Source organism: Pseudorhodobacter aquimaris, from assembly GCF_001202025.1.
GTDB classification, from domain to species: domain Bacteria; phylum Pseudomonadota; class Alphaproteobacteria; order Rhodobacterales; family Rhodobacteraceae; genus Pseudorhodobacter; species Pseudorhodobacter aquimaris.
Genome location: NZ_LGHS01000066.1, coordinates 32118 through 53964 on the forward strand (window position 1 = coordinate 32118; position 21847 = coordinate 53964).

The 21847-nt window shown below is 59.7% G+C and carries 23 protein-coding genes and 1 tRNA gene; 15 read left to right on the forward strand and 9 right to left on the reverse strand.

What is annotated here, in order from left to right:
* Nucleotides 1-26 precede the first annotated feature (26 nt).
* Entirely contained in the window at nucleotides 27-263 is a 237-nt protein-coding gene (locus AKU94_RS11790; protein WP_050527461.1) for an Lrp/AsnC ligand binding domain-containing protein, read from the forward strand.
* Here AKU94_RS11790 and AKU94_RS11795 read toward each other — a convergent pair.
* Nucleotides 260-1318, reverse strand: coding sequence for a quinone-dependent dihydroorotate dehydrogenase (locus tag AKU94_RS11795; protein WP_050527462.1), 1059 nt, complete (start codon nucleotides 1316-1318; stop codon nucleotides 260-262). The genes AKU94_RS11790 and AKU94_RS11795 overlap by 4 nt on opposite strands.
* The gene (locus AKU94_RS11800; protein ID WP_050527592.1) at nucleotides 1315-1671 is read right to left on the reverse strand and encodes a DUF952 domain-containing protein; all 357 of its coding nucleotides are present in this window, start codon (nucleotides 1669-1671) and stop codon (nucleotides 1315-1317) included. The genes AKU94_RS11795 and AKU94_RS11800 overlap by 4 nt, the downstream gene beginning before the upstream one ends.
* Before the next feature lie 106 nt (nucleotides 1672-1777).
* On the opposite strand from AKU94_RS11800, the gene AKU94_RS11805 reads away from it, so the two are divergent.
* A complete protein-coding gene (locus AKU94_RS11805; RefSeq protein WP_050527463.1) occupies nucleotides 1778-3295 on the forward strand; it encodes a bifunctional metallophosphatase/5'-nucleotidase in 1518 nt (505 codons plus the stop codon).
* A gap of 107 nt (nucleotides 3296-3402) precedes the next feature.
* Nucleotides 3403-3476: transfer RNA gene (locus AKU94_RS11810), tRNA-Gly, on the forward strand.
* Between the two features lie 50 nt (nucleotides 3477-3526).
* On the opposite strand, the gene AKU94_RS11815 is transcribed toward AKU94_RS11810, so the two are convergent.
* From AKU94_RS11815 to fabA, 3 genes are read right to left on the reverse strand one after another with little or no spacing between them, the layout of a single operon-like run.
* Nucleotides 3527-4318: an enoyl-ACP reductase FabI gene (locus tag AKU94_RS11815; protein ID WP_050527464.1), complete on the reverse strand. Its 792-nt coding sequence runs from the start codon at nucleotides 4316-4318 to the stop codon at nucleotides 3527-3529.
* A gap of 3 nt (nucleotides 4319-4321) precedes the next feature.
* On the reverse strand, nucleotides 4322-5548 hold the full coding sequence (gene fabB / locus AKU94_RS11820) for a beta-ketoacyl-ACP synthase I (RefSeq protein WP_050527465.1): 1227 nt from the start codon (nucleotides 5546-5548) through the stop codon (nucleotides 4322-4324).
* Nucleotides 5549-5594: 46 nt separating this feature from the next.
* Complete coding sequence (gene fabA / locus AKU94_RS11825) at nucleotides 5595-6104, reverse strand: bifunctional 3-hydroxydecanoyl-ACP dehydratase/trans-2-decenoyl-ACP isomerase (protein ID WP_050527466.1); 510 nt, start codon at nucleotides 6102-6104, stop codon at nucleotides 5595-5597.
* 154 nt (nucleotides 6105-6258) lie between these two features.
* Between fabA and irrA the strand changes: the two genes are divergently transcribed.
* From irrA to leuB, 8 genes are all read left to right on the forward strand, one after another.
* Nucleotides 6259-6675: an iron response transcriptional regulator IrrA gene (gene irrA, locus AKU94_RS11830; protein WP_050527467.1), complete on the forward strand. Its 417-nt coding sequence runs from the start codon at nucleotides 6259-6261 to the stop codon at nucleotides 6673-6675.
* Nucleotides 6676-6684: 9 nt separating this feature from the next.
* Nucleotides 6685-7362, forward strand: coding sequence for a DUF2161 domain-containing phosphodiesterase (locus AKU94_RS11835; protein ID WP_050527468.1), 678 nt, complete (start codon nucleotides 6685-6687; stop codon nucleotides 7360-7362).
* Between the two features lie 53 nt (nucleotides 7363-7415).
* Nucleotides 7416-8786 (forward strand): 30S ribosomal protein S12 methylthiotransferase RimO, encoded by a 1371-nt coding sequence (gene rimO, locus AKU94_RS11840; RefSeq protein WP_050527469.1) that lies wholly within the window; start codon nucleotides 7416-7418, stop codon nucleotides 8784-8786.
* 64 nt (nucleotides 8787-8850) lie between these two features.
* The gene (locus tag AKU94_RS11845) at nucleotides 8851-10833 is read left to right on the forward strand and encodes an AsmA family protein (protein ID WP_050527470.1); all 1983 of its coding nucleotides are present in this window, start codon (nucleotides 8851-8853) and stop codon (nucleotides 10831-10833) included.
* Nucleotides 10834-11059: 226 nt separating this feature from the next.
* Nucleotides 11060-12463, forward strand: a complete 1404-nt coding sequence (gene leuC / locus AKU94_RS11850; protein WP_050527471.1) for a 3-isopropylmalate dehydratase large subunit — start codon at nucleotides 11060-11062, stop codon at nucleotides 12461-12463.
* Nucleotides 12463-13068, forward strand: a complete 606-nt coding sequence (leuD, locus tag AKU94_RS11855) for a 3-isopropylmalate dehydratase small subunit (RefSeq protein WP_050527472.1) — start codon at nucleotides 12463-12465, stop codon at nucleotides 13066-13068. Before leuC ends, leuD begins: the two co-directional genes overlap by 1 nt.
* A 205-nt stretch (nucleotides 13069-13273) precedes the next feature.
* Nucleotides 13274-14317, forward strand: a complete 1044-nt coding sequence (locus tag AKU94_RS11860; protein WP_083445047.1) for an endonuclease/exonuclease/phosphatase family protein — start codon at nucleotides 13274-13276, stop codon at nucleotides 14315-14317.
* A gap of 62 nt (nucleotides 14318-14379) precedes the next feature.
* On the forward strand, nucleotides 14380-15489 hold the full coding sequence (gene leuB, locus AKU94_RS11865; protein WP_050527594.1) for a 3-isopropylmalate dehydrogenase: 1110 nt from the start codon (nucleotides 14380-14382) through the stop codon (nucleotides 15487-15489).
* Between the two features lie 63 nt (nucleotides 15490-15552).
* On the opposite strand, the gene sugE is transcribed toward leuB, so the two are convergent.
* Nucleotides 15553-15876: a quaternary ammonium compound efflux SMR transporter SugE gene (sugE, locus tag AKU94_RS11870; RefSeq protein WP_269744965.1), complete on the reverse strand. Its 324-nt coding sequence runs from the start codon at nucleotides 15874-15876 to the stop codon at nucleotides 15553-15555.
* Entirely contained in the window at nucleotides 15873-16832 is a 960-nt protein-coding gene (locus tag AKU94_RS11875) for an acetyl-CoA carboxylase carboxyltransferase subunit alpha (RefSeq protein ID WP_050527473.1), read from the reverse strand. The genes sugE and AKU94_RS11875 overlap by 4 nt, the downstream gene beginning before the upstream one ends.
* 215 nt (nucleotides 16833-17047) lie before the next feature.
* On the opposite strand from AKU94_RS11875, the gene AKU94_RS11880 reads away from it, so the two are divergent.
* The 4 genes from AKU94_RS11880 to AKU94_RS11895 all read left to right on the forward strand — a co-directional run bounded on the left by AKU94_RS11880 (nucleotide 17048) and on the right by AKU94_RS11895 (nucleotide 20486).
* A complete protein-coding gene (locus tag AKU94_RS11880) occupies nucleotides 17048-17557 on the forward strand; it encodes a DUF4304 domain-containing protein (protein ID WP_050527474.1) in 510 nt (169 codons plus the stop codon).
* Nucleotides 17558-17654: 97 nt separating this feature from the next.
* Nucleotides 17655-18653, forward strand: coding sequence for a DctP family TRAP transporter solute-binding subunit (locus tag AKU94_RS11885; protein WP_050527475.1), 999 nt, complete (start codon nucleotides 17655-17657; stop codon nucleotides 18651-18653).
* A 53-nt stretch (nucleotides 18654-18706) separates the two neighbouring features.
* Nucleotides 18707-19177, forward strand: coding sequence for a TRAP transporter small permease (locus AKU94_RS11890; RefSeq protein WP_050527476.1), 471 nt, complete (start codon nucleotides 18707-18709; stop codon nucleotides 19175-19177).
* Complete coding sequence (locus AKU94_RS11895; protein ID WP_050527477.1) at nucleotides 19170-20486, forward strand: TRAP transporter large permease; 1317 nt, start codon at nucleotides 19170-19172, stop codon at nucleotides 20484-20486. Before AKU94_RS11890 ends, AKU94_RS11895 begins: the two co-directional genes overlap by 8 nt.
* A 4-nt stretch (nucleotides 20487-20490) precedes the next feature.
* On the opposite strand, the gene AKU94_RS11900 is transcribed toward AKU94_RS11895, so the two are convergent.
* Nucleotides 20491-21012, reverse strand: coding sequence for a hypothetical protein (locus AKU94_RS11900; protein WP_050527478.1), 522 nt, complete (start codon nucleotides 21010-21012; stop codon nucleotides 20491-20493).
* Nucleotides 21013-21083: 71 nt separating this feature from the next.
* The gene (locus AKU94_RS11905; protein ID WP_157056531.1) at nucleotides 21084-21791 is read right to left on the reverse strand and encodes a leishmanolysin-related zinc metalloendopeptidase; all 708 of its coding nucleotides are present in this window, start codon (nucleotides 21789-21791) and stop codon (nucleotides 21084-21086) included.
* Nucleotides 21792-21847 lie beyond the last annotated feature (56 nt).

The window sequence follows — 21847 nt, forward strand, 5'->3', positions numbered from 1 at the left end:
ACCGCTGGCCCAGATAGGAGAAAGTTATGACCGCCGTTTTTGTCCAGTTCCGTTGCACCCCCGGCAAAACCTATGAGGTGGCCGATGCGATCTATGACCGTGAGGTGGTGTCAGAGCTATTTTCCACCAGTGGCGAATACGACCTGATCGCCAAGATCTATATCCCTGACGGTCAGGACGTGGGACATTACCTGTCCAAGACCTTGTTCGACATTCCGGGCATTGTGCGCACCCTGACCACGATGACCTTCAAGGCGTTCTAAAGCCAGCTTTCGCGCGCGGTTCCCACGGCGTCCTCGATGCTGTTATGGCCATCACGTTGCAGCAGCGCATCAAGACCTTGGGCGATCTCGCCCGCGATGCTGATCCCTTGATAGACCATGGCGGTATAAAGCTGTACCGCCGACGCGCCCGCGCGGATCTTGGCATAGGCCTGATCGGCATTGCTGATCCCGCCGACGCCAACCAAGGGGATCTTGCCCTCGGTCAGCTTGGACAATTGCGCCAGAATACGGGTAGAGCGTTCAAAGAGCGGCGCCCCCGACAGCCCCCCCGCCTCATGCGCATGGGCACTGTGCAAGCCGTCGCGCGACAGGGTGGTATTGGTCGCGATGATGCCTGAAATACCGGTGGTCAGCGCCACCTCGGCGATTTGTGCCAGCTCATCTGGGCTCAGGTCCGGCGCGATCTTCAGGAACACGGGGATCGGTGTGGCAAGGCCCGCGCGCACCTTCATCACACCCGCCAACAGCCCCGTCAGCGCCGCAGCCCCCTGCAGGTCACGCAGCTTTTCGGTGTTGGGCGAAGAGACATTGACCGTTGCAAAATCGGCATGCGGCCCGCAATGTGCCAGCACTTTTGCGAAATCGGCGGCGCGGTCGTCCGAGGTTTTATTCGCACCAAGGTTAAGGCCCACCGGCACCCCGTCGGGGCGTTTGGCCAGGCGGGCGGCGATCGGCCCCATCCCTTGGTTGTTAAAGCCAAAGCGGTTGATGGCGGCGCGGTCCTCGGTCAGGCGGAACAGGCGCGGTTTGGGATTGCCGGGCTGGGGAAGGGGGGTTGCGGCCCCCACCTCCAGCCAGCCAAAGCCCGCGCGCATCAGCGCAGGCAGCCCTTCGGCATTTTTATCGTATCCCGCCGCAAGCCCCACAGGGTTGGGCAAGGACAGGCCGGCCAAAGTAGTTTGCAGGCGTGGCGACGTAAACGGCCCCGGTGTCGGCGCCAATCCGGCCCGCAGCGCCAATAGTGACAGCGTATGCGCCTGTTCAGGATCGAGCAGATGCAGGGATCTGAGGGCGATTTTTTCCAGCGGTGTCATGGCGTGCCCCCTGCGAACATATGACCCTCCGGGAAGATATGTCCCGAGGCACCCAGCGGCAGCGCCTTGTCCCACAGCACATCCGTCATGCGCAGATTGCGGTAAAGATGCGGAAACAGCGCCCCGCCGCGCGACGGCTCCCATTTCAGGGCGTCGCCCAAAGCATCGGCTTCAACCGCGACCAGAACCAGATCGGATTGATCGGCGAAATGCTTGGCAGCCGTTTCGGCGGCCTGAGCGGCGGTGGAGAAATGCACATAACCGTCGATCAGATCAATCGGGGCACCAGCGGTTTCGCCCGCAGCTTGCAAGGCGTTCCATTCAGCGCGGCGGAGGATTTTGAATATAAGCATGGCTGCGTTCATGCACTGCCGCGAAATCAGCGTCAAGGCGCGGAAGGCTTTGACAGAAGGGGATGCGGGCGTAAAGATACGGACATAAACCGATAGGAGTACGGCTATGACCATCCTGACCAAGGGCTTTTTAACCGTGGCACTGGGGGCGACCGCTTTGGTTGGCTTGCCTCAGGCCACGCTGGCCGAGACGGTGAAACTGACGCTGCTGGGCGTGGGCGATATTTACAACTTTGCCGATGACAACGGGCGCGGCGGCTTTGCGCGGCTGAACGCGGTGGCAAAGGCGGAACGCGCGGCCAACCCCAATACGATCTATGTGTTTGACGGTGATATGCTGTCGCCCTCGATCCTTTCGGGGTTCGACAAGGGGCAAAATACGGTTGATCTGACCAATCTGGAACCCTTTGATTTGGCGGTGCCGGGGAACCATGAATTTGACTTCGGGCCAGAGAATTTCTTGGCCAAGGTGGAGGCCTCGAACTATCCTTGGGCGGCGGTGAACATTTCACAGGCAGATGGGTCGCCCTTGCCCGGTTTGGGCGGTGTGATGGTCAAAGAGGTGGCGGGGCTGACGGTCGCGCTTATTCCGGTGGCGCAGGATACCTCGCCCACGGTGGCCGCAACCGGCGATCTGATCTTTGGGCCAACGGTGGATATGGGCGTCGATGCAGCGCGGCAGGCACGGGAGGATGGCGCCGATCTGGTGATCGGTGTGGTCCAGACCGACAAGCGCAATGATGAGCTGTTGATCGCCTCCAAGGCCTTTGACGTGATCCTGTCGGGTGATGATCATAGCTATGGCACCTCTTATGATGGGATAACGGCCTATGTCGAAACCTCGATCGACGCGCGGTTTGTGGCGCCATTGGATCTTTATGTCGATGTGACCGAAGAGGATGGCAAGCGCTCCGTGTCCTGGACGCCGATTTTCCGCTTTATCGATACGGTGAATGTCGAACCCGACCCCGAAAGCCAGGCGATGGTCGAGGCCTTTCAGGCGCAGCTGGATGACAGCCTCAACATCGCCTTGGGCACGACCGAGAATATGCTGGATTCTCGTCGCAATGTGATCCGCGGTGAGGAATCCGCCATGGGCAACCTGATAGCCGATGCGATCCGCGATGCGACAGGGGCCGATATCGGGTTGGCGAATGGCGGCGGTATTCGCGGGGATACGACCCATGAGGCAGGCAGCGAATTGACCCGCCGTGATATCCTGACCGAGCTGCCCTTTGGCAATGTGACCGTTTTGACCGAGCTTCCGGGCAGTCAGGTGCTTGCCGCCTTTGAAAACGGCGTAAGCCAGTTTGAAAAAGGGGCAGGGCGGTTCTTGCAGCTGTCGGGGGCGTCGATTGTGTTTGATCCGACCGCCCCTGCCGGTTCGCGCATTGTAGAGGCGCTTGTGGGTGATGCGCCTTTGGATGTCGACAAGCTCTATAAGGTTGCGGCCAATGATTATATCCTGGATGGCGGCGACGGGTTTGACGCCTTGGGGGGCGGCAACGTTCTGATCAATGCCGGGAATGGCAATCTGATGGCGAATGACGTGATGGATTACATCACCAAGATGGGCGGTGTGACCAGCAAGGTCGAAGGCCGGGTGAAGCAACTGGGCCAGTAACAGGTTTCGCACAGGCCGCGCAGATGTTGCGGCCTGTGCTTTTGGACTGTGTGTTTTTCCAATGTGTGCTTGCACAGGGCTGGCGGGTTGATTATATCTACCCCAGCGCGGGTGTTGTGTAATGGTAAGACCCTAGCCTTCCAAGCTAGAGACACGGGTTCGATTCCCGTCACCCGCTCCAATCCCAACACTTTGATCACGCAGCCGCTTTACGCGGCCACGCGAAGGTCTTTAGCTGATGTTTTCGCCGCGGGGCATGCCCAAGACGTGATAGCCGCCGTCAACGCGCACAATCTCGCCCGTTGTGTGCATCCCGTAGTCGGAGGCCAGAAACACCGCCGTACCGCCAACTGATTCGAGAGTGGCATTGGTTTGTAGGGGCGCATTTGCCTCGGTGTGGCGGTAGGTTGCGCGCGCGCCGCCAATGGCCGCCCCCGCCAGCGTTTTCATTGGGCCGGGAGAGATCGCGTTCACGCGGATCTTTTGCGGCCCAAGGTCCGCCGCCAGATAGCGGACCGAGGCCTCAAGTGCTGCCTTGGCCACGCCCATGACGTTGTAATTCGGCGTCACACGGTTGGAACCGCCATAGGTCATCGTCATCAGACAGCCACCATCAGGCATTAATTCCGCCGCACGGCGCGACACGTCGATGAAGGAATAACAGCTGATATCCAGCGATTGCTTGAAATTCGCGCGGCTGGTGTTGCTGATCCGGCCTGTCAGCTCGTTCTTGTCGGAATAGGCGATGGCATGGACCAGAAAATCGATGCTGCCCCATTCGTCCTTGATCCGCTGGAATGCCAGATCAAGCGAGGCGTCATCGGTGACATCAACATCCACCATCAGATTGGACCCGACACTTGCGGCCAGCGGCTCCAACCGCTTGCCAAAGGCCTCACCTTGATAGGTGAAGGCCAGCTCTGCCCCCTCGGCCGCCAGTGCGCGTGCGCAGCCCCAGGCGATGGATCGCTCATTGGCGACGCCCATCACAAGGCCCCGCTTGCCCTTCATCAGATCGGCCATGGATTAACCCTTGTATTTGCTCATCAAAAGCGTGGCATTGGTGCCGCCGAACCCGAAAGAGTTGGACAGGATGCTGTCGTGGTCTGCATCGCGGTACTCGGTGGCGATTTCCTCGGGCTTCAGCTCGGGGTCCAGCTCGGTGACATTGGCCGAGGCGGTGATAAAGCCGCCCTGCATCATCAAAAGGGAATAGATCGCCTCATGCACGCCGGTCGCACCCAAGGAGTGCCCCGTCAGCGATTTGGTCGAGGAAATCGGCGGAACCGCCCCTTCGCCAAAGACGCGGCGGATGGCCTTTACCTCGGTCACATCGCCTGCGGGGGTCGAGGTGCCATGCGCGTTGATATAGGTAACGCGGCGGCCCTCGGGTAGGGTGGACATGGCCAGCTTCATTGACCGTTCACCGCCCTCACCGGATGGGGCAACCATATCGGCACCGTCGGATGTGGCGCCATAGCCGGTGACCTCGCCATAGATTTTGGCACCGCGGGCCAGCGCGTGGTTCAACTCTTCCAGCACCACAACCCCGCCACCGCCGGCAATGACAAAGCCGTCACGGGTGGCGTCAAAGGCGCGGGCGGCCAGTTCGGGCGTGTCGTTATATTTGCTGCTCATCGCGCCCATGGCATCGAATAAGCACGACAGCGTCCAGTCAAGTTCCTCGCCACCGCCGGCAAAGACGATATCCTGTTTGCCCATCTGGATCAGTTCCGCACCATTGCCGATGCAATGCGCCGAGGTGGAACAAGCCGAGGTGATGGAGTAATTCACGCCCTTGATCTTGAACGGCGTGGCAAGGCAGGCCGAGTTGGTCGAGGACATGCATCGCGTGACCATAAACGGGCCCATCCGCTTGGGCGCGCCCTTTTCGATCACGATGTTATGGGCCTGGAAAAAGTTGGAGGTCGACGGCCCGCCGGACCCCATGATCAGGCCGGAACGCTCATTCGAGACATCCGAGGCCTCAAGCCCCGCATCCGCAATCGCCTGTTCCATTGCGATAAAGTTATAGGCCGCACCGGGACCCATAAAGCGCAGGTCGCGCTTGTCGATATGGTCCTCTAGCGTGATCTGCGGCATGCCGTGGATCTGGCTGCGAAAGCCGTGCTCGACATATTTGGGGGCGGCAGTGATACCGGATTTTCCGGCCCGCAAGGAGGCCTCAACCTCGGCCGCGTTATTGCCGATGGATGACACGATACCGAGACCGGTGATGACGACGCGACGCATGGGCGCTCTCCTTATTTCAAATCGTTTGGGATCAGCTCTCGGGTTGTTAGCTCTCGGACAGGGCGACCTTCATATCCTTGACGAGATAGATCACCTCGCCATCCGCCTCGACGCGGCCATCGGCAACGCCCATGGTCAGGCGGCGGGTCTGGATGGCCTTGGTAAAGTCGACGTAATACCGCAGCATCTTGCGCTCAGGGCGCACCATGCCTGTCAGCTTGACCTCACCCACGCCAAGCGCATAACCGCGCCCCTGCCAGCCGCGCCAACCAAGGTTGAAGCCGGTCAGCTGCCACAGCCCGTCAAGGCCAAGGCAGCCGGGCATGATCGGATTGCCGGGAAAGTGGCAGTCAAAGAACCACAGATCAGGCGTGATATCGAATTCGGCCACGATATGGCCCTTGCCGTGTTCGCCGCCATCGCCCGAAACCTCGGTGATGCGGTCCATCATCAGCATGGGTGGTGCGGGTAATTGTGCATTGCCGGGGCCGAACAATTCACCGCGTGCGCATTTCAGCAGGTCTTCTTTATCGAAACTTGTCGGATATTGCGTCATGCGGCAATGCCCCTTCCTCTGGCTGGTCTTTCCCCTCCATTATCATCCGGATTTACCAACTGGCAAGTGCGGGGTGGATGTCGATATATGGTATCGGCTTGAAAAACGGGACAGAAGCACGTTATATAGGGTTGGAAAACAAGGTGGATGACGGATGCTTGATCTTGCAGTGAAGCGTGGAACGGAATGGCTGGCGATGGGGGACCTGCGCCCGACGCGTCAGCGCGTTGCCTTGGCGCGGCTTCTGGTGGGGGATGGCGAGGATCGTCACGTCACCGCCGAAAGCCTGTTTGCAGCCTCTACCAAGGCCGGTGATGGCGTCAGCCTTGCGACGGTCTATAACACCTTGCGCGCCTTTTGCGAGGCGGGGCTGATGCAGGAAGTGGTGGTAGACGGCGCGAAAAGCTATTTCGACACGCGGATGGATGATCACCCCCATTTTTATTGGGAAGACAGCGGTGAGCTGACCGATGCTGCCGCCGATCAGCTTGAGATCGCGCGCCTGCCGGATGTGCCCGAAGGTACAGAGATCTCAAAGGTCGATGTGGTGATCCGCCTGCGCAAGGTATAATGCGCCGCAATGGTGCCCAAGCGCGAAGCCGACCTTTACGCCCCCCTCAAGGCTTATCTGGTCCAGCAAGGCTATGACGTCAAAGCCGAGATCGGCGATTGCGATATCATGGCACGGCGCGGGGATGAGCCGCCGGTGGTGGTGGAGATGAAGCTGACGTTCTCATTGCAACTGGTGATGCAGGGGGTGGCGCGGCAGGGGATGTTCGACCATGTCTATCTGGCGGTTCCGGTCTCCAAGGGCTGGAAGCTGCGCTACCGCGATATCATCACGCTGTGCCGCAGGCTGTCGTTGGGCTTGCTTGCCGTTGGCCCCAAAGGGATAGAGGCGCATCTGGACCCCGCCCCCTATGCGCCCAGGATAAAAACCAAAGCTGCCGCGCGGTTGTTGCGTGAATTTGACCGCCGTGTGGGCGACCCGAATGAGGGCGGGATCACCGGCGTCAAAAAGATGACGGCCTATCGTCAGGATGCGATCCGCTGTGCGCGCCACCTTCAGGCGGGGCCGTGCAAGGCGGCAGTGGTGGCCAAGGTCACGGGGGTGACGCGGGCCGGTGATTTGATGCGCCGCGACCACTATGGCTGGTTTGAGCGGGTCTCTTTGGGGATCTATTCGCTGACGCCCAAGGGGCATGCGGCCCTGACGGAATATGCGGGGTTGCTGGCCCCGGCTGAGGATGCGCCATAGCCGCATTATTTCAGGCTCTTTCCTCGGGCTTGATTCGCAGATATACGGCGCTGATGTCCCAGAACCCACCCAGCCTTCGCCCGGATCTTGCCCCCAAAGCGCGCATTGCCGCCCCCCGACGAGAGGGGCAGCCCATGATCGGCATGGTCAGCCTTGGCTGTCCCAAAGCGCTGGTCGACAGTGAACGGATTTTGACGCGTCTGCGCGCTGAAGGCTATGCCATCTCGCCCGATTATACCGGCGCGGATGCGGTGATCGTGAACACCTGCGGCTTTCTCGACAGTGCCAAGGCCGAGAGCCTGGATGCAATCGGTGAGGCGCTTCAGGAAAATGGCCGTGTGATTGTGACGGGGTGCTTGGGGGCCGAGCCGGATTATATCCGCGAACATCACCCCAAAATTCTGGCCGTCACCGGCCCGCATCAATATGAGCAGGTGCTGGATGCGGTCCATCTTGCCGTGCCGCCTTCGCCCGATTCGTTTATCGATCTGCTGCCTGCATCTGGCGTTACGCTGACGCCGCGGCATTACAGTTACCTCAAGATCTCTGAGGGCTGCAACCACAAGTGCAAGTTCTGCATCATCCCCGATATGCGCGGCCGTCTGGCCAGCCGTCCGGCCCATGCCGTGCTGCGCGAAGCGGAAAAGCTGGTGGATGCCGGTGTGCGCGAACTTTTGGTGATTTCCCAAGATACCAGCGCCTACGGTGTTGATATCAAACATGCAATCGACAAGGGGCACCGCGCCCATATCACCGATCTTGCGCGCGATCTCGGTTCGCTTGGCGCTTGGATCCGGCTGCATTACGTCTATCCCTATCCGCATGTGCGCGACCTGATCCCGCTGATGGCCGAGGGGTTGATCCTGCCTTATCTGGATATCCCGTTCCAACATGCGCATCCCGATGTGTTGAAACGTATGGCCCGTCCGGCGGCGGCGGCCAAGACCTTGGACGAGATCGCCGCATGGCGCAGTGCCTGCCCCGATATCACCCTGCGGTCTACCTTTATCGTCGGCTATCCCGGAGAAACCGAGGCAGAGTTCCAGACCCTGCTGGATTGGCTGGATGAGGCGCAGCTGGATCGGGTTGGCTGTTTTCAGTACGAAAACGTGGATGGCGCGCGGTCCAACGCGCTGCCCGATCATGTGCCGGATGAGGTCAAGCAAGACCGCTGGAACCGCTTTATGGAAAAGGCCCAGGCGATTTCCGAGGCCAAGCTGGAGGCCAAGGTCGGCGCCACGATTGAGGTGATCGTGGATGAGGTCGACGAAGAGGGCGCCACCTGCCGCACCAAGGCCGATGCGCCCGAAATCGACGGAAACCTCTTTATCGACGAGGGGTTCGACGCGCTTTCGCCCGGGGATATCGTGAAGGTCAAGGTCGAAGAGGCCGGTGACTACGATCTTTGGGGGCGGCTGGTTTAGGGCTGTTGTCGAAGCGGCCAAGCACACGTAGGATTCCGGTCATAGTAACGGGAAAGGGCGCAGGATGCGGTGGTTGGTTCGGATAGGTGCAGTTCTGGCACTGCTCATCGTGGCGCTGGTGGGGGTGGTGTTCCTGATCCCGTCCCAAAAGGTTGCCGATCTGGCCGCGGCACAGTTTTTCAAGGCAACGGGGCGGGCCCTGACGGTTGAGGGCGGGGTCAGCCCCTCGGTCTGGCCGGTGCTGGGCGTCAGAACGGGGCAGGTGCGCCTTGCCAATGCCGATTGGTCCGACGCAGGCCCGATGCTGGAGGCAGAGGGTCTGGCGATCGGGGTCGATGTGGCTTCTTTGTTCAAGGGCAATATCAAGATCACCAAGATCGAGGCGATCCGCCCGCAGATTATTCTGGAACGCAACGCGGATGGTGCAGGCAATTGGGAAATTGCGGGATCGGGCGCGGCGTCGACGGGGCCAAGTGAAGATACCGCCACCGCGCAGGTGATCACGTTGGACCATGGCGTGATCGAGGGCGGCTCGGTCCTGTTTCTGGACCATGGCAATGGTACGCGGATGGCGCTGCAGGATATTGCCGCCGAGGTGCGTCTGCCCGATTTTACCGGGCCGGCCACCGTCACCCTTACGGCGATGAAGGATGATGTGCCGCTGGAATTGGCGGCGCGCATCGCAGGGTTTGACCAGTTTCTGGCCGGTAAGATCACCGAGGTGACCGTGAACACGCAGATCGGCGGATCGACGGCGGGTTTTGACGGTCGGATCGGCACCGCCCCCTTGGTGGCTGAGGGCGTGGTGACGGCCGATTTTGCCGATCTGACGGCGGTTGCGGCTGTGGCGGGGCAGGCGGCACCCACGCTTTCGCAAGGGATGGGGGCATCTGTGCGCAAGCTGTCGGGCACCGTCACCCTTGCCGAGGCGGGGTCGCTGCATCTGCGCGGCGGTGTGATCGAACTGGACCGCAACCGTTTTTCTGGCGATCTGGATATGAGCTTTGACGGTCCGCGCCCCAAGTTGACGGCCAAAATGACGGCGGGGGCGCTCGATTTTTCAAGGCTGGCGGGTGACACATCCGCGGGTGGCAGCGGAGGTGACGCGGCCTCGGGCTGGTCGCGCGATGTGATTGATGTAAGCGGCCTTGACGCGCTGGATGCCTCTGTGGCCTTGACGGCCGAGAGCATTGATCTGGGAACGGCCAAGCTGGGGCGCACGCGTTTGCTGGTCACGCTGGACCGCGCGCGGATGGTGGTCGAGGCCAAGGAATTGCAGGCGTATGGCGGCAATATCACCGGCAATTTCGTAGTCAACGGGCGCGGGGGGCTGTCGGTTGGTGGCGATCTGCGCTTTGCCGGCATGGCGATGCAGCCCTTGTTGCAGGATGTGGCCGATTTCGACCGGCTGATCGGCACCGGCGATATCAGCCTGAAATTTCTGGGCGTCGGCAACAGCATGTCGGCCATCATGAATTCCATTTCCGGTGACGGTTCTGTGCGGTTCGGCAAGGGTGAGCTGCGGGGGCTTGATCTGGTGGGGATGCTGCGGTCGCTGGATGTGGGCTATGTCGGTGAGGGGCAAAAGACGATCTTTGACGCGATCACCGGTTCCTTCACGATGCAGGACGGCGTTTTGCGCAATGATGATTTGCAGTTCAGCGCGCCCTATGTCTCGGCGGCAGGGTCGGGCCGGATTGGTATCGGCGCGCGCGATCTGGACTACCGGCTGACGGCAACGGCCCTGGCCGACAGCGATGGCAGCGGCGGTGTGTCCGTGCCTTTGCTGATTTCCGGCCCTTGGGCACAGCCGAAGTTCCGCTTGGATATGCAGGGCTTGATCGACCAGAACCTTGCCGAGGAAAAGGAACGCCTGAAGGAAAAAGCCCGCGCCGAGGAAGAGCGCGCGAAGGCCAAGCTGGAAAAAGAACTGGGCCTTCAGCGTGAGGAAGGCGAGCGGCTGGAGGATGCCGCCAAACGCCGCGCACAAGAGGCGCTGGAGGCCGAGGCCGCCCGTGCATTGAAACGGCTGTTGGGCGGGAATTGAGCGAGGGGGTGTGATGCAAATCACATTGCCTCACCCGCCAGAAAGGCGTAGTGTCCGCGCCATGATACGCTTTTTCGACATTGATGATCGCGCACGCTTGCCTTGGCGGTTTTTCGGCCAATGCCGGTCTGTGCTTGCGCGACTTTGACCGCAGCCCGCAATGTCACGTGACTGCGGGGCCTTTTGCCCTGCGCCTATTTCCCTAGCCAGATGAGAGATCAGAGCCATGACTGCTCGTACCCTGTATGACAAGATCTGGGATGACCATGTCGTCCATCAAGCCGAAGACGGCACCTGCCTTTTGTATATTGATCGGCATTTGGTGCATGAAGTCACCAGCCCGCAAGCCTTTGAAGGGCTGCGGATGACGGGCCGCAAAGTGCGTGCGCCGGAAAAGACCATCGCCGTGCCGGACCATAACGTGCCGACCACGCTGGACCGCGCCAAAGGCATCGAGAATGAGGAATCCCGCATTCAGGTCGATGCGCTGGACAAGAACGCGCGTGACTTCGGGGTGCATTACTACCCTGTGTCGGATGTGCGCCAAGGCATCGTGCATATCGTTGGCCCCGAGCAGGGCTGGACCCTGCCCGGCATGACCGTGGTCTGCGGCGACAGCCACACCGCCACGCATGGCGCCTTCGGTTCGCTTGCCCACGGCATCGGCACATCCGAGGTGGAACATGTTCTGGCCACCCAAACGCTGATTCAGCAAAAATCCAAGAATATGAAGGTCGAGATCACCGGCAAGCTGCCACATGGTGTGACCGCCAAAGACATCACCATGACCGTGATCGGCAAAACCGGCACTGCGGGCGGCACCGGCTATGTCATCGAATATTGCGGTGAGGCCATTCGCGATCTGTCGATGGAAGGCCGCATGACCGTGTGCAACATGGCCATTGAGGGCGGCGCACGCGCGGGTCTGATCGCACCGGATGAGAAAACCTTTGAATATTGCATGGGCCGTCCCCACGCCCCCAAAGGCGCTCAATGGGAGGCCGCACTTGCCTATTGGAAAACCCTGTTTTCCGATGAGGATGCGCATTTCGACAAGGTCATCACCATCCGCGCCGAAGATATCGCCCCTGCGGTCACATGGGGCACCAGCCCCGAGGACGTGCTGCCGATCACGGCAACCGTCCCTGCGCCGACCGATTTCAAGGGTGGCAAGGTAGAGGCGGTGCAGCGCGCGCTTGACTATATGGGTCTGACGCCGGGCATGAAGCTGACGGATATCGAGATTGATACGGTGTTTATCGGGTCCTGCACCAATGGCCGGATCGAGGATCTGCGCGCCGCGGCGGCGATCCTGAAAGGCAAGAAAATCAAGGACGGTATGCGCGCGATGATCGTTCCCGGTTCCGGCCTCGTGCGCGCACAGGCCGAGGAAGAGGGTCTGGCCGATATCTTCAAAGAGGCCGGTTTTGAATGGCGTCTTGCGGGCTGTTCGATGTGCTTGGCGATGAACCCCGACCAGCTTTCGGAAGGGGAGCGTTGCGCCGCCACCTCCAACCGCAACTTTGAGGGGCGTCAGGGCTATAAGGGTCGCACGCATCTTGTGTCGCCCGCAATGGCCGCCGCCGCTGCGGTGACCGGCAAGCTGACAGATGTACGGGAGATGATGTAATGGAAAAATTCGATAAACTCTCGGGCATCGCGGCCCCTATGCCTTTGGTCAATATCGATACCGATATGATCATTCCCAAGGTGTTCTTGAAAACCATCAAACGGTCGGGCCTTGGTGCGAACCTCTTTGACGAAATGCGTTTTGATCGCAAAGGCAATGAGATCGCTGATTTCGTGCTGAACAAACCTGCCTACCGCGAGGCACAGATCCTTGTGGCCGGCGATAACTTCGGCTGCGGGTCGTCGCGCGAACATGCCCCTTGGGCCTTGGCGGATTTCGGGATCAAGGCGATTGTCTCGACCTCCTTTGCAGATATCTTTTTCAACAACTGTTTCAAGAACGGCATCCTGCCGATCGTGCTGCCCCAAGAGGCGGTGGATGTCTTGATGCAGGACGCTGAAAAAGGGGCGAACGCGCGGATGGATGTGGACCTTGAGGCGCAAACCGTCACCACCTCGGATGGTGAGGTGTTCCACTTTGAGGTGGACAGCTTCAAGAAGCATTGCCTGATGAACGGTCTGGATGACATCGGCCTGACGATGGAAAAAGCCGCAAGCATCGACAGCTATGAGGCCAAGGCGGCAACCTCTCGCCCTTGGGTCTGATGTCCTGCGAATGAACACTGCATTCAGGGCCGCCCAAATCGGGTGGCCCTTTTGCAATCCGAGGTTGATGCAGGCGGGCGACACATGCAAGGGTTTCCATTGCGCGGGGATTGCCTGAACCGCAGCGTGTTGTCACAAATTGGGCCCAAACACGGGAAGGCTTTCGGTGCTGTCAAAACCTCTTTGCGCGTTGATCTCTTGTCTGATGTTTCTGGCGGTGTCGGCCCAAGCGCAAGATCCCGCCACGCTGCGCATCGCCACCTATAACCCGGATCTGAGCCGTAAGGGGCCGGGCCTGCTTTTGCGCGATATCCTTGCAGGCAAGGACAAGCAGATTGCGGCGGTTATCGCCACGTTGGTTGAGCTGGATGCCGATATTCTGGTGCTGACGGATGTGGATTACGATCACGGGCGCGTGGCCCTGACCGCCCTGGCCGAGGCGCTGGCACATGCTGGTGCGCCCTATCCCCACCGCTTTACCGCGCGCCCCAACAGCGGCATGGCCACGGGGTTGGATATGGACGGCGACGGGCGTTTGGGCGGGCCGGGGGATGCGCAGGGTTTTGGCTTTTTCGCGGGCAAAGGGGGCTTGGCCGTTCTGTCACGCCTGCCGATCGATGCGGCGGGGGTGCGCGATTTCAGTGATTTTTTGTGGCAGGATCTGCCCGGCAATATCATTGACAACAGCCTGACCGCGCCGGCTCGCGCCATTCAGCGGCTGTCCAATACCTCCCATTGGGATGTGCCGGTGATCTTGTCGGATGGCGCGCCGCTCCATTTGCTGATCTGGCACGCTACGCCGCCGGTGTTTGACGGGCCCAAGGATCGCAACGGCCGACGCAACCATGATGAGGCCGCCTTTTGGCTGCGTATGCTGGATGGGACGCTGCCCTTTGCGCCGCCGGATGCGCCCTTTGTGCTGCTGGGTGAGGCCAAGCTGGACCCGATCGATGGCGACGGTCGCAATGGTGCGATCAACGCGCTGCTGACCCATCCAAAACTGCAAGATCCGGCGCCGCAAGGCCAGCATGGCCGCAAGGAGCCGGAGCACAAAGGTCCTGCAGCACTTGATACCACGCTTTATGATTTTGGCGGGCTGCGGGTGGATTATGTTTTGCCCTCGGCGGGGCTGGGCGTCCGCGATGCCGGTGTTCTCTGGCCCGGGGATGATGCGCCGAATGCCGAAACCTTTGCCCGCGCATCGCGTCATCGGCCGGTTTGGGTGGATATCGCCCTGCCTTTACCTTGACCATGCCTGACCAAAACGCTAGGCCGAACCCACCCTTTTCCCTTGAATTGCAGGAGCGTATTTTGGCCAATCCTTCCCTTCTTATCCTTGCCGGTGACGGCATCGGCCCCGAAGTCATGACCGAGGTCAAAAAGATCATCACCTGGTTCGGTGACAAGCGCGACATTCAATTCGATGTCTCCGAAGATCTGGTCGGCGGCTGCGCCTATGATCAGCACGGAACCCCTTTGCATGACGACACGATGGCGCGCGCGCTAGAGGTGGACGCGGTGCTGTTGGGTGCTGTTGGTGGGCCGAAATATGATGACCTCGACTTCTCGGTAAAGCCGGAGCGGGGGCTTTTGCGCCTGCGCAAGGAAATGGATTTGTTTTCCAACCTGCGTCCGGCGCAATGTTTCGACGCATTGGCTGATTTCTCCAGCCTGAAAAAGGATATCATCTCCGGTCTTGATATTATGATCGTGCGTGAGTTGACCTCGGGCGTCTATTTCGGCGAACCGCGGGGGATTTTCCCTGATAATGAGGGTGGCCGCGTTGGCGTTAACACCCAACGCTATACCACCAATGAGATCCGCCGCGTTGCACGCTCTGCGTTCGAGCTGGCGAAACGCCGCAATAACAAGGTCTGCTCTATGGAGAAGGCCAATGTGATGGAATCCGGCATCCTGTGGCGTGAAGAGGTGCAATGGGTCCATGACAACGAATACCCCGAGGTGGAGCTGTCGCATATGTATGCCGACAACGGCGCGATGCAGCTGGTGCGGTGGCCCAAGCAGTTCGACGTGATCGTTACCGACAACCTGTTTGGCGATGTCCTGTCCGATTGTGCCGCGATGTTGACCGGCTCGCTTGGCATGTTGCCCTCGGCCAGCCTTGGTGCGCCGCAGGAAAACGGTCGACCAAAGGCGTTGTATGAGCCGGTTCACGGCTCTGCCCCTGATATCATGGGTCAGGGTAAGGCGAACCCGATTGCCTGCATCCTCTCTTTTGCGATGGCGCTGCGCTATTCGTTCGATCTGGGCGATGAGGCCACCCGTTTGGAACAGGCCGTGGAAAAAGTGCTGGCCGATGGCGCACGCACCGCGGATCTGATGGGCAAAGAAGGCGGCACCCCGATCAGCACCAGCCAGATGGGCGATGCGATTGTTGGTGCATTGGATGCCAGCCTTTGAAATGGGCAAAGGCGCGGGGATGTCCGCGCCTTACCCCTCAAGGGGGTGGGTTTCAATGCCCTCTCAGGCCAGTTTCAAGGCCACAATACCCGCAATGATCAGGCCGATACCTGCCAGCCTTGTTGCATTCACCGGATCACCAAGCAGCACCATCGCCGAGACCGCGGTGCCGACCATGCCAATGCCAACCCAAACTGCATATGCCGTGCCGACCGGCAGGGATTTCATCGCATAGGCCAGCAACCAAAAGCTGATGAGTGCGCCGATAACCGTCAGGACCGAAGGCACCAACCGCGTAAACCCGTCCGAATATTTCAGACCAAGCGCCCAGCCGACCTCAAACAGACCGGCAAGCACAAGGGCAGGCCAGGCGCCGACCAGTGTCACGCCGCAAGGCCTTTGGACCCCATGGCGATAAACTTTTGCCGGCGGTCCTTGACCAGGGCATCCGAGGTCATGTCCTTCATCTCATCCAGCATGGTCTGAATGGCGGCACCGACAGCCGCAATCTGGGCCACGCTATCGCGCTGTGCACCGCCCATGGGTTCCGCGATAATGCGGTCAATCACGCCCAGTTTTTGCAGATCCTGCGCTGTCAGACGCAAGGCCTCGGCGGCTTCACGCATTTTCTCGGCGTCTTTCCACAGGATGCTGGCGCAGCCTTCGGGGCTGATTACCGAATAGACCGAATGTTCCAGCATCGCGATGCGGTTTGCCGTGGCAAAAGCCACCGCACCGCCCGAGCCGCCTTCGCCAATGACCACCGAGATCAGCGGCACGCCGATTTCCAGACATTTCTGGGTAGAGCGCGCAATCGCCTCGGATTGGCCGCGCTCTTCTGCGCCTTTGCCGGGATAGGCGCCGGGAGTATCCACCAGCGTAATCACCGGCAGGCCAAAGCGATGCGCCAGATCCAGCAGGCGCACGGCCTTGCGATAGCCCTCTGGGCGCGACATGCCGAAATTACGCTCGATCCGGCTTTTGGTGTCATTGCCCTTTTCATGGCCGATCACCACAACCGGCACATCGTTGAACCGCGCCAGCCCGCCCATGACGGCATGGTCATCGGCAAAATTCCGGTCGCCCGCAAGCGGCGTGTATTCGGTAAAAAGCGCCTCGATATAATCTTTGCAATGGGGCCGGTCGGGGTGGCGTGCGACAAGGCACTTTTGCCATGGCGACAGGCCTTTATACAGATCGCGGAGCATGGTCGCGGCTTTGGCATCAAGGGCCGCCGCTTCCTTTTCCACATCCATCTCTTTGTTGGACCGCGCCATCGCGCGCAGCTCTTCGGCTTTGCCTTCAATCTCTGCCAGAGGCTTTTCAAACTCGAGATAGTTCATTGCATACTCCTGATCGGACCAAAGGATATATGAACGCAGTAGGGGCCGATTGCAACTCGGCAAGATTTACGAAACGGGCGTGGGCCGTAAAAATGTGTTTATTTCTCGCCTTGGGGGCGTGGTGTGCCCCGGCAGATCGAAAAGAGGCCTGCCAAGCCTTTCCTCGCCGTCCCGTCCGTGCAATTTTATTGGCAAGCGATCAAAGAGGCCTGCACATGTATCTATCTTCGCGGCTGCGCGCGCTTTTTGCGCGGTCTGCACCATCGGACCCACCGCGCGCGGATAATGCCATCCGTATGCATATTGCCGCCAGTGATCCTGATTTTCCCGCGAAACGAGAGGCCGCCGTCAGTGCCATTATCGCCGCGATTGATGGGGTGGCGCAGCAGCACGGGTTTTCCCAAAAGCCGAAGTCATGGGCCAAAGAGGGCGCGCTCGGGCTAGTCTCTATTCATGTGCAGCGCAGCCGTTTCGGGTTTGATTGCCAGATCAACCTTGGATTTCAGCCGAGATCACAGCGGCTGGAGGGGCCTTGGGCCGAGGACGGTTTTGTATCGCTTGGCCAGTTTTTCCCGCAAGATGGCCCGATAGAAGAAGAGGGTGGCATCATCACCTATCTGGATGTTTACCGCGATGCCGCCAGCCTGATGCCGATCATGCGTATACTGGAGGGTCACGCCCTGCCTGGCTTCTGGCCCATCTTATCGATGCCGAGGCGCATATAGCCCCGACGCGGGCTGACTTTGCGGCGCGTTAAAAAATTATCTTGTCCTTCAATTCGATTTCTGGTCCATATCGCAAATCTGAATGGGAGGAAAACGAATGAATATTGCCCTGAAATCCGGTTTTGTTGCCGTGATTGCAACGGCGGCGCTGTCGGGTGCTGTGATGGCAGAAACCCTGCGCCTGTCACATAATGTCGGTGATACGACCACCTGGCAGCAAGGCGCGGTCCGTTTTGGAGAGCTGCTGGCAGAGAAAACCGACGGTGCTTTTGATGTACGCGTTTTCCCAAATGCGCAGCTTTCGGGCGGCGATCAGATGCGTCAGGCCGAAATGGTCGGGCGTGGCGCACTTGATCTGGTGGTGACATCGGCGATCAACGTCACCCCTTTGGTGCCGGAAATGGCTGTGTTCTCGCTGCCCTATCTCTATGCTGGCTATGATCAGGTAGATGCGACCACGCAAGGTCCGGCGGCCGGTTTGCTCGAAGATATCTTGCGCGAAAAGGGAATCGAGGTTCTGGCTTGGGGCGAGAACGGCTTTCGTGAGGTGACCAATAACACCCGCCCGATCAAATCACCCGCCGATATGGAGGGGCTGAACATGCGCGTTGCAGGCCCGATGTATATCGACGTGATGAACGCGCTGGGGGCGAACCCGCAGCAGATGCAATGGGGAGAGACCCTGACTGCCCTGCAACAAGGTGTGGTTGACGGTCAGGAAAACCCGATCGGCGCTGTGATTATCCCGCAGCAGGTCTATGAGATGCAGAAATATCTGACCACATGGCACTATTCCTATGACCCGATTTTCCTTGGCGTTTCGGCAAAACGCTGGGAGTCGCTGGATGCCGAGACCCAAGGCCAGATGCGCGACGCCGCTGTTGAGGCCATGGCATACCAGCGCCAGATCACCCGTGAGGGCACAGATGCCGGCGTCGCCTTCTTGCGCGAAAAGGGCATGGAGGTATATGAGCCGAGTGAAGCAGAGCTGCAGGCGTTCCGCGATGCCACCAAACCGGCCTTTGACGCATGGGCCGCCAAGGTTGGTGACGAGATCGTAGGTGCCTTCCGCAAGGCAATTGACGAAGCCGGCTGATTGAAACTGGCGCGGCACCCTGCCGCGCCACACGTCGCACAAAGGGGAATGCCTTGCGGTTCATTCTGCGGGATTTTGAGAAAATTGTCTGTGCCGTGCTTTTTCTGGGCATGACGCTGCTTGGTTTTGCGAATGTGCTGGTCCGTTATGGCAGCAACTTCTCCTTTGCTGCGACCGAGGAAATTCTGACCAACGGGTTTTTGCTGCTGACCGTATTTGGCGCCGCCATTGCCGCGCGCCGCGGTGAGCATCTGGCCGTGACCCTGATCCATGATCTTTTGCCCAAGCGCGTGGCGCAGGTGGTATTTGTGCTGTCTGTGGTGCTGAGCGTGGGGCTCTTGGCCGCCTCGGCATGGTTTTCCTGGGAATCGTTGATGAACCTGATGGATAACGGCATGCGCAGCTATGCGCTGGGGGTGCCTGCGTGGTGGTATCAGGCGGCGCTGCCCTTTGGGTTTGCGCTGGTGGTCATCCGCTATCTGCAACATGCCGCAGAGGTGTTTTGGGCCAAGCCCGATGTCTGAGGTGTTTGGCATGGGTGCCGGAACCCAGATGATTGCGGTGTTTTTCCTGTTCATGGCCTTGAGGGTGCCTGTGGCCTTTGCGCTTGGGCTGTCAGCGCTCTATGCGATGTGGCAGATCGGGTTCGGCTTTGAGCTGGCGGGCGATCTGATCGCAACCGGCATTGCCAAATACGCGCTCTTGGCGATCCCCTTCTTTATTCTGGCCGGAACCTTGATGGGGTCGCTGGGCATTGCCGAACGTATGATCCGCTTTTTCCGGGTGCTGATCGGGGATTTGCCCGGTGGTATGGGGGTGGTCGGCACGGTTGTGTGCCTGTTTTGGGGGGCGGTTTCGGGCTCGGGGCCGGCCTCTGTTGCAGCCATCGGCCCGATGATCATTCGCGGGATGGAGGAGGACGGCTATCCGCGTGCGGCGGCTGCCGCCTTGGTCTGTACGGGGGCTGCGCTTTCGATTGTGATCCCGCCCTCGATCGGTTTGGTGATCTACGGGGTGATTGCAGAAACCTCGATCTCATCGCTGTTTATTGCCGCGATTATCCCCGGTGTTTTCATGGGGTTGTTGATGCTTGTCGTGCTGCCCTTTGTGAAATCCAAAGGGCGTGAGAGCCTTGACCGCATTGCGCCACCGCCTGCCTCGGCCGGTTATTTCCAAGACCTTTGGCACAGTTTTCGGGACTCCTTTTGGGGGTTGATGACGCCGGTGGTTATTCTGGGCGGCATCTATTCCGGTATCTTTACCCCGACCGAGGCGGCGCTGGTGGCGACCGTTTACGCGCTGGCGGTTGGGGGCTTGGTTTACCGCACCCTAACCCTGCGCGGGCTTTATGATGCGCTGACGGATGCAGCTGCGTCATCTGCGGTGGTGATGCTGGTGGTCGCCTATGCCAGCCTGTTCGGATGGGTCGTCACGGTAGAGGATCTGGTCGGTCAATACTCGGGCCAGCTTTTGGGGCTGAGCGATAATTCCGCGGTGATCTTGATCGTGATCATGCTGATCTTCCTGATCGCGGGGATGTTCATGGATCCGGTTACCGTGATGTTCATCGCCCTGCCCATTATCCTGCCGGTGGTGCGAGAGCTGGGCTGGGATCCGGTCTGGTTCGGGGTGCTGGTCATGGTGAACCTTGCGATCGGCCTGATCACGCCGCCGGTGGGGATCAACCTTTATGTAGCCGCCAATGTCACGCGTTTGCCGATTGAACGCATCGCGCGGGCCAGTCTGCCGTTCTTGTTGATCAGCATTCTGGGGCTTGGAGTTGTGGCGGCCTTCCCAAACCTGTCGCTGGTCCTGCCGACACTACTGAAATAGCGGCCTATGGCGCGGGTTTGGCCAAGCCCGCCGCAATATCCAGAAGGCGCGTTTGAACCCGGAAGAACCGGTGCAAAACGGCGGCGTCGGGCAGTTGCCTTGCCATGGCAGAGACGCCTTTCAGGGTGACCGGGGTCTGTCCTTCGGGCAATGTGATCGTAAGGCTTGTGGTGGGGGCATCCGGGACATTGCGCAGGCGCAACCCGCTGTTGGAAACCTCTGCCTCGATTGCCGTGGTGGAGATGGCCAAAGCCGCATTTTCATCAATCAGTTCATTGAAAAGCGTATCCTTGGCGGCTTCATCCAGATGCGACACCACAGGGGGATCCCCCGGCCGCTGGCCGCGTGCGGTGATTGTGCCATCCGATGTAATGGTCAAAATGGGCGCTTCGCCCTTGCGGGGTTTCTGGCCGCTGCTCATATCGAACGTCAGCACGATTGCGTTAGGTGTCATGCCGAAATCCCGCGCTTGGGCGCTTGTCGCAAGCCCCTGTAATACCAACAACATCACCAAAAGAAACCGCATCAATACCTCCTGAAAAAAGTGGGGCGATGCCCGATGGCACCGCCCCTGAAACGAAACGAACCTAGCTACGATTACGCACGTTTGGACTTGCGGCGAAGGGCCGGTACAAACCCGAGTGCGCCCAGCAGCAACAGGCCACTTGCAGGCAATGGAACCGGGCTTGGCGTGGTGCCGATATCGGCTGCCAGCGGGATGGAGACAGCCGTAAAGGGGTCGATGGTCAGATACCCGAGATCCTGAAACGCAGCGATGGTCGCGGCCGAAACAGTCGCTGGGTCATCCACTGCATAAGGTGTCATCAGTTCGGGATCATTATAAAGGCCCGAAATGGGGGAGCCGTCTTCTGGCGAACATGCCGCGCCGTCCAAACCGGCAATCCAGCATTCGTTCCAATGTCCGCCACCATTTTCAAGCAGGATGGACGAAAGCGACGTGCCGTTCGTCGTATTGAATGCAGCCAGCGCATTTGCGCCGATGTAGTTGTTGCCCGAAGCATCTGTCAGATCGTTGTCGGCAAACATCGTGCCAAAGCCAACCGCATGTGCAACTTCGTGAACAGCGGAGTCGAGGAAAAGCTGCTCGGACTGCGGGAATTCGGCATCAGCGCCAAAATCGGCTGCGTCGAATTGCATGAAGCCGCCGACAGCCCGCTCAAATCCAGACTGCGTCGCAAAGGCTAGGGGACCGGCAAAAGCAAGCGATCCGCTGGAACCATCTTCATAGGTCATCCAGGCATCAAGCGTGTAGACGGCATCGGTCAACCCGGTGAAGCCGGTCAAAACGGTTTCCCAGAATGTCTCTGCCGCGCCGAAAAGCTGCTTTTGACGTGCCGAGA

Coding starts and splice junctions, on each gene's coding strand:
- AKU94_RS11790 (WP_050527461.1), top strand. CDS start 27: ATGACCGCCGTTTTTGTCCAGTTCCGTTGCACCCCCGGCAAAACCTAT.
- AKU94_RS11795 (WP_050527462.1), bottom strand. CDS start 1,318: ATGACACCGCTGGAAAAAATCGCCCTCAGATCCCTGCATCTGCTCGAT.
- AKU94_RS11800 (WP_050527592.1), bottom strand. CDS start 1,671: ATGCTTATATTCAAAATCCTCCGCCGCGCTGAATGGAACGCCTTGCAA.
- AKU94_RS11805 (WP_050527463.1), top strand. CDS start 1,778: ATGACCATCCTGACCAAGGGCTTTTTAACCGTGGCACTGGGGGCGACC.
- AKU94_RS11815 (WP_050527464.1), bottom strand. CDS start 4,318: ATGGCCGATCTGATGAAGGGCAAGCGGGGCCTTGTGATGGGCGTCGCC.
- fabB (WP_050527465.1), bottom strand. CDS start 5,548: ATGCGTCGCGTCGTCATCACCGGTCTCGGTATCGTGTCATCCATCGGC.
- fabA (WP_050527466.1), bottom strand. CDS start 6,104: ATGACGCAATATCCGACAAGTTTCGATAAAGAAGACCTGCTGAAATGC.
- irrA (WP_050527467.1), top strand. CDS start 6,259: ATGCTTGATCTTGCAGTGAAGCGTGGAACGGAATGGCTGGCGATGGGG.
- AKU94_RS11835 (WP_050527468.1), top strand. CDS start 6,685: ATGGTGCCCAAGCGCGAAGCCGACCTTTACGCCCCCCTCAAGGCTTAT.
- rimO (WP_050527469.1), top strand. CDS start 7,416: ATGTCCCAGAACCCACCCAGCCTTCGCCCGGATCTTGCCCCCAAAGCG.
- AKU94_RS11845 (WP_050527470.1), top strand. CDS start 8,851: ATGCGGTGGTTGGTTCGGATAGGTGCAGTTCTGGCACTGCTCATCGTG.
- leuC (WP_050527471.1), top strand. CDS start 11,060: ATGACTGCTCGTACCCTGTATGACAAGATCTGGGATGACCATGTCGTC.
- leuD (WP_050527472.1), top strand. CDS start 12,463: ATGGAAAAATTCGATAAACTCTCGGGCATCGCGGCCCCTATGCCTTTG.
- AKU94_RS11860 (WP_083445047.1), top strand. CDS start 13,274: ATGTTTCTGGCGGTGTCGGCCCAAGCGCAAGATCCCGCCACGCTGCGC.
- AKU94_RS11875 (WP_050527473.1), bottom strand. CDS start 16,832: ATGAACTATCTCGAGTTTGAAAAGCCTCTGGCAGAGATTGAAGGCAAA.
- AKU94_RS11880 (WP_050527474.1), top strand. CDS start 17,048: ATGTATCTATCTTCGCGGCTGCGCGCGCTTTTTGCGCGGTCTGCACCA.
- AKU94_RS11885 (WP_050527475.1), top strand. CDS start 17,655: ATGAATATTGCCCTGAAATCCGGTTTTGTTGCCGTGATTGCAACGGCG.
- AKU94_RS11895 (WP_050527477.1), top strand. CDS start 19,170: ATGTCTGAGGTGTTTGGCATGGGTGCCGGAACCCAGATGATTGCGGTG.
- AKU94_RS11900 (WP_050527478.1), bottom strand. CDS start 21,012: ATGCGGTTTCTTTTGGTGATGTTGTTGGTATTACAGGGGCTTGCGACA.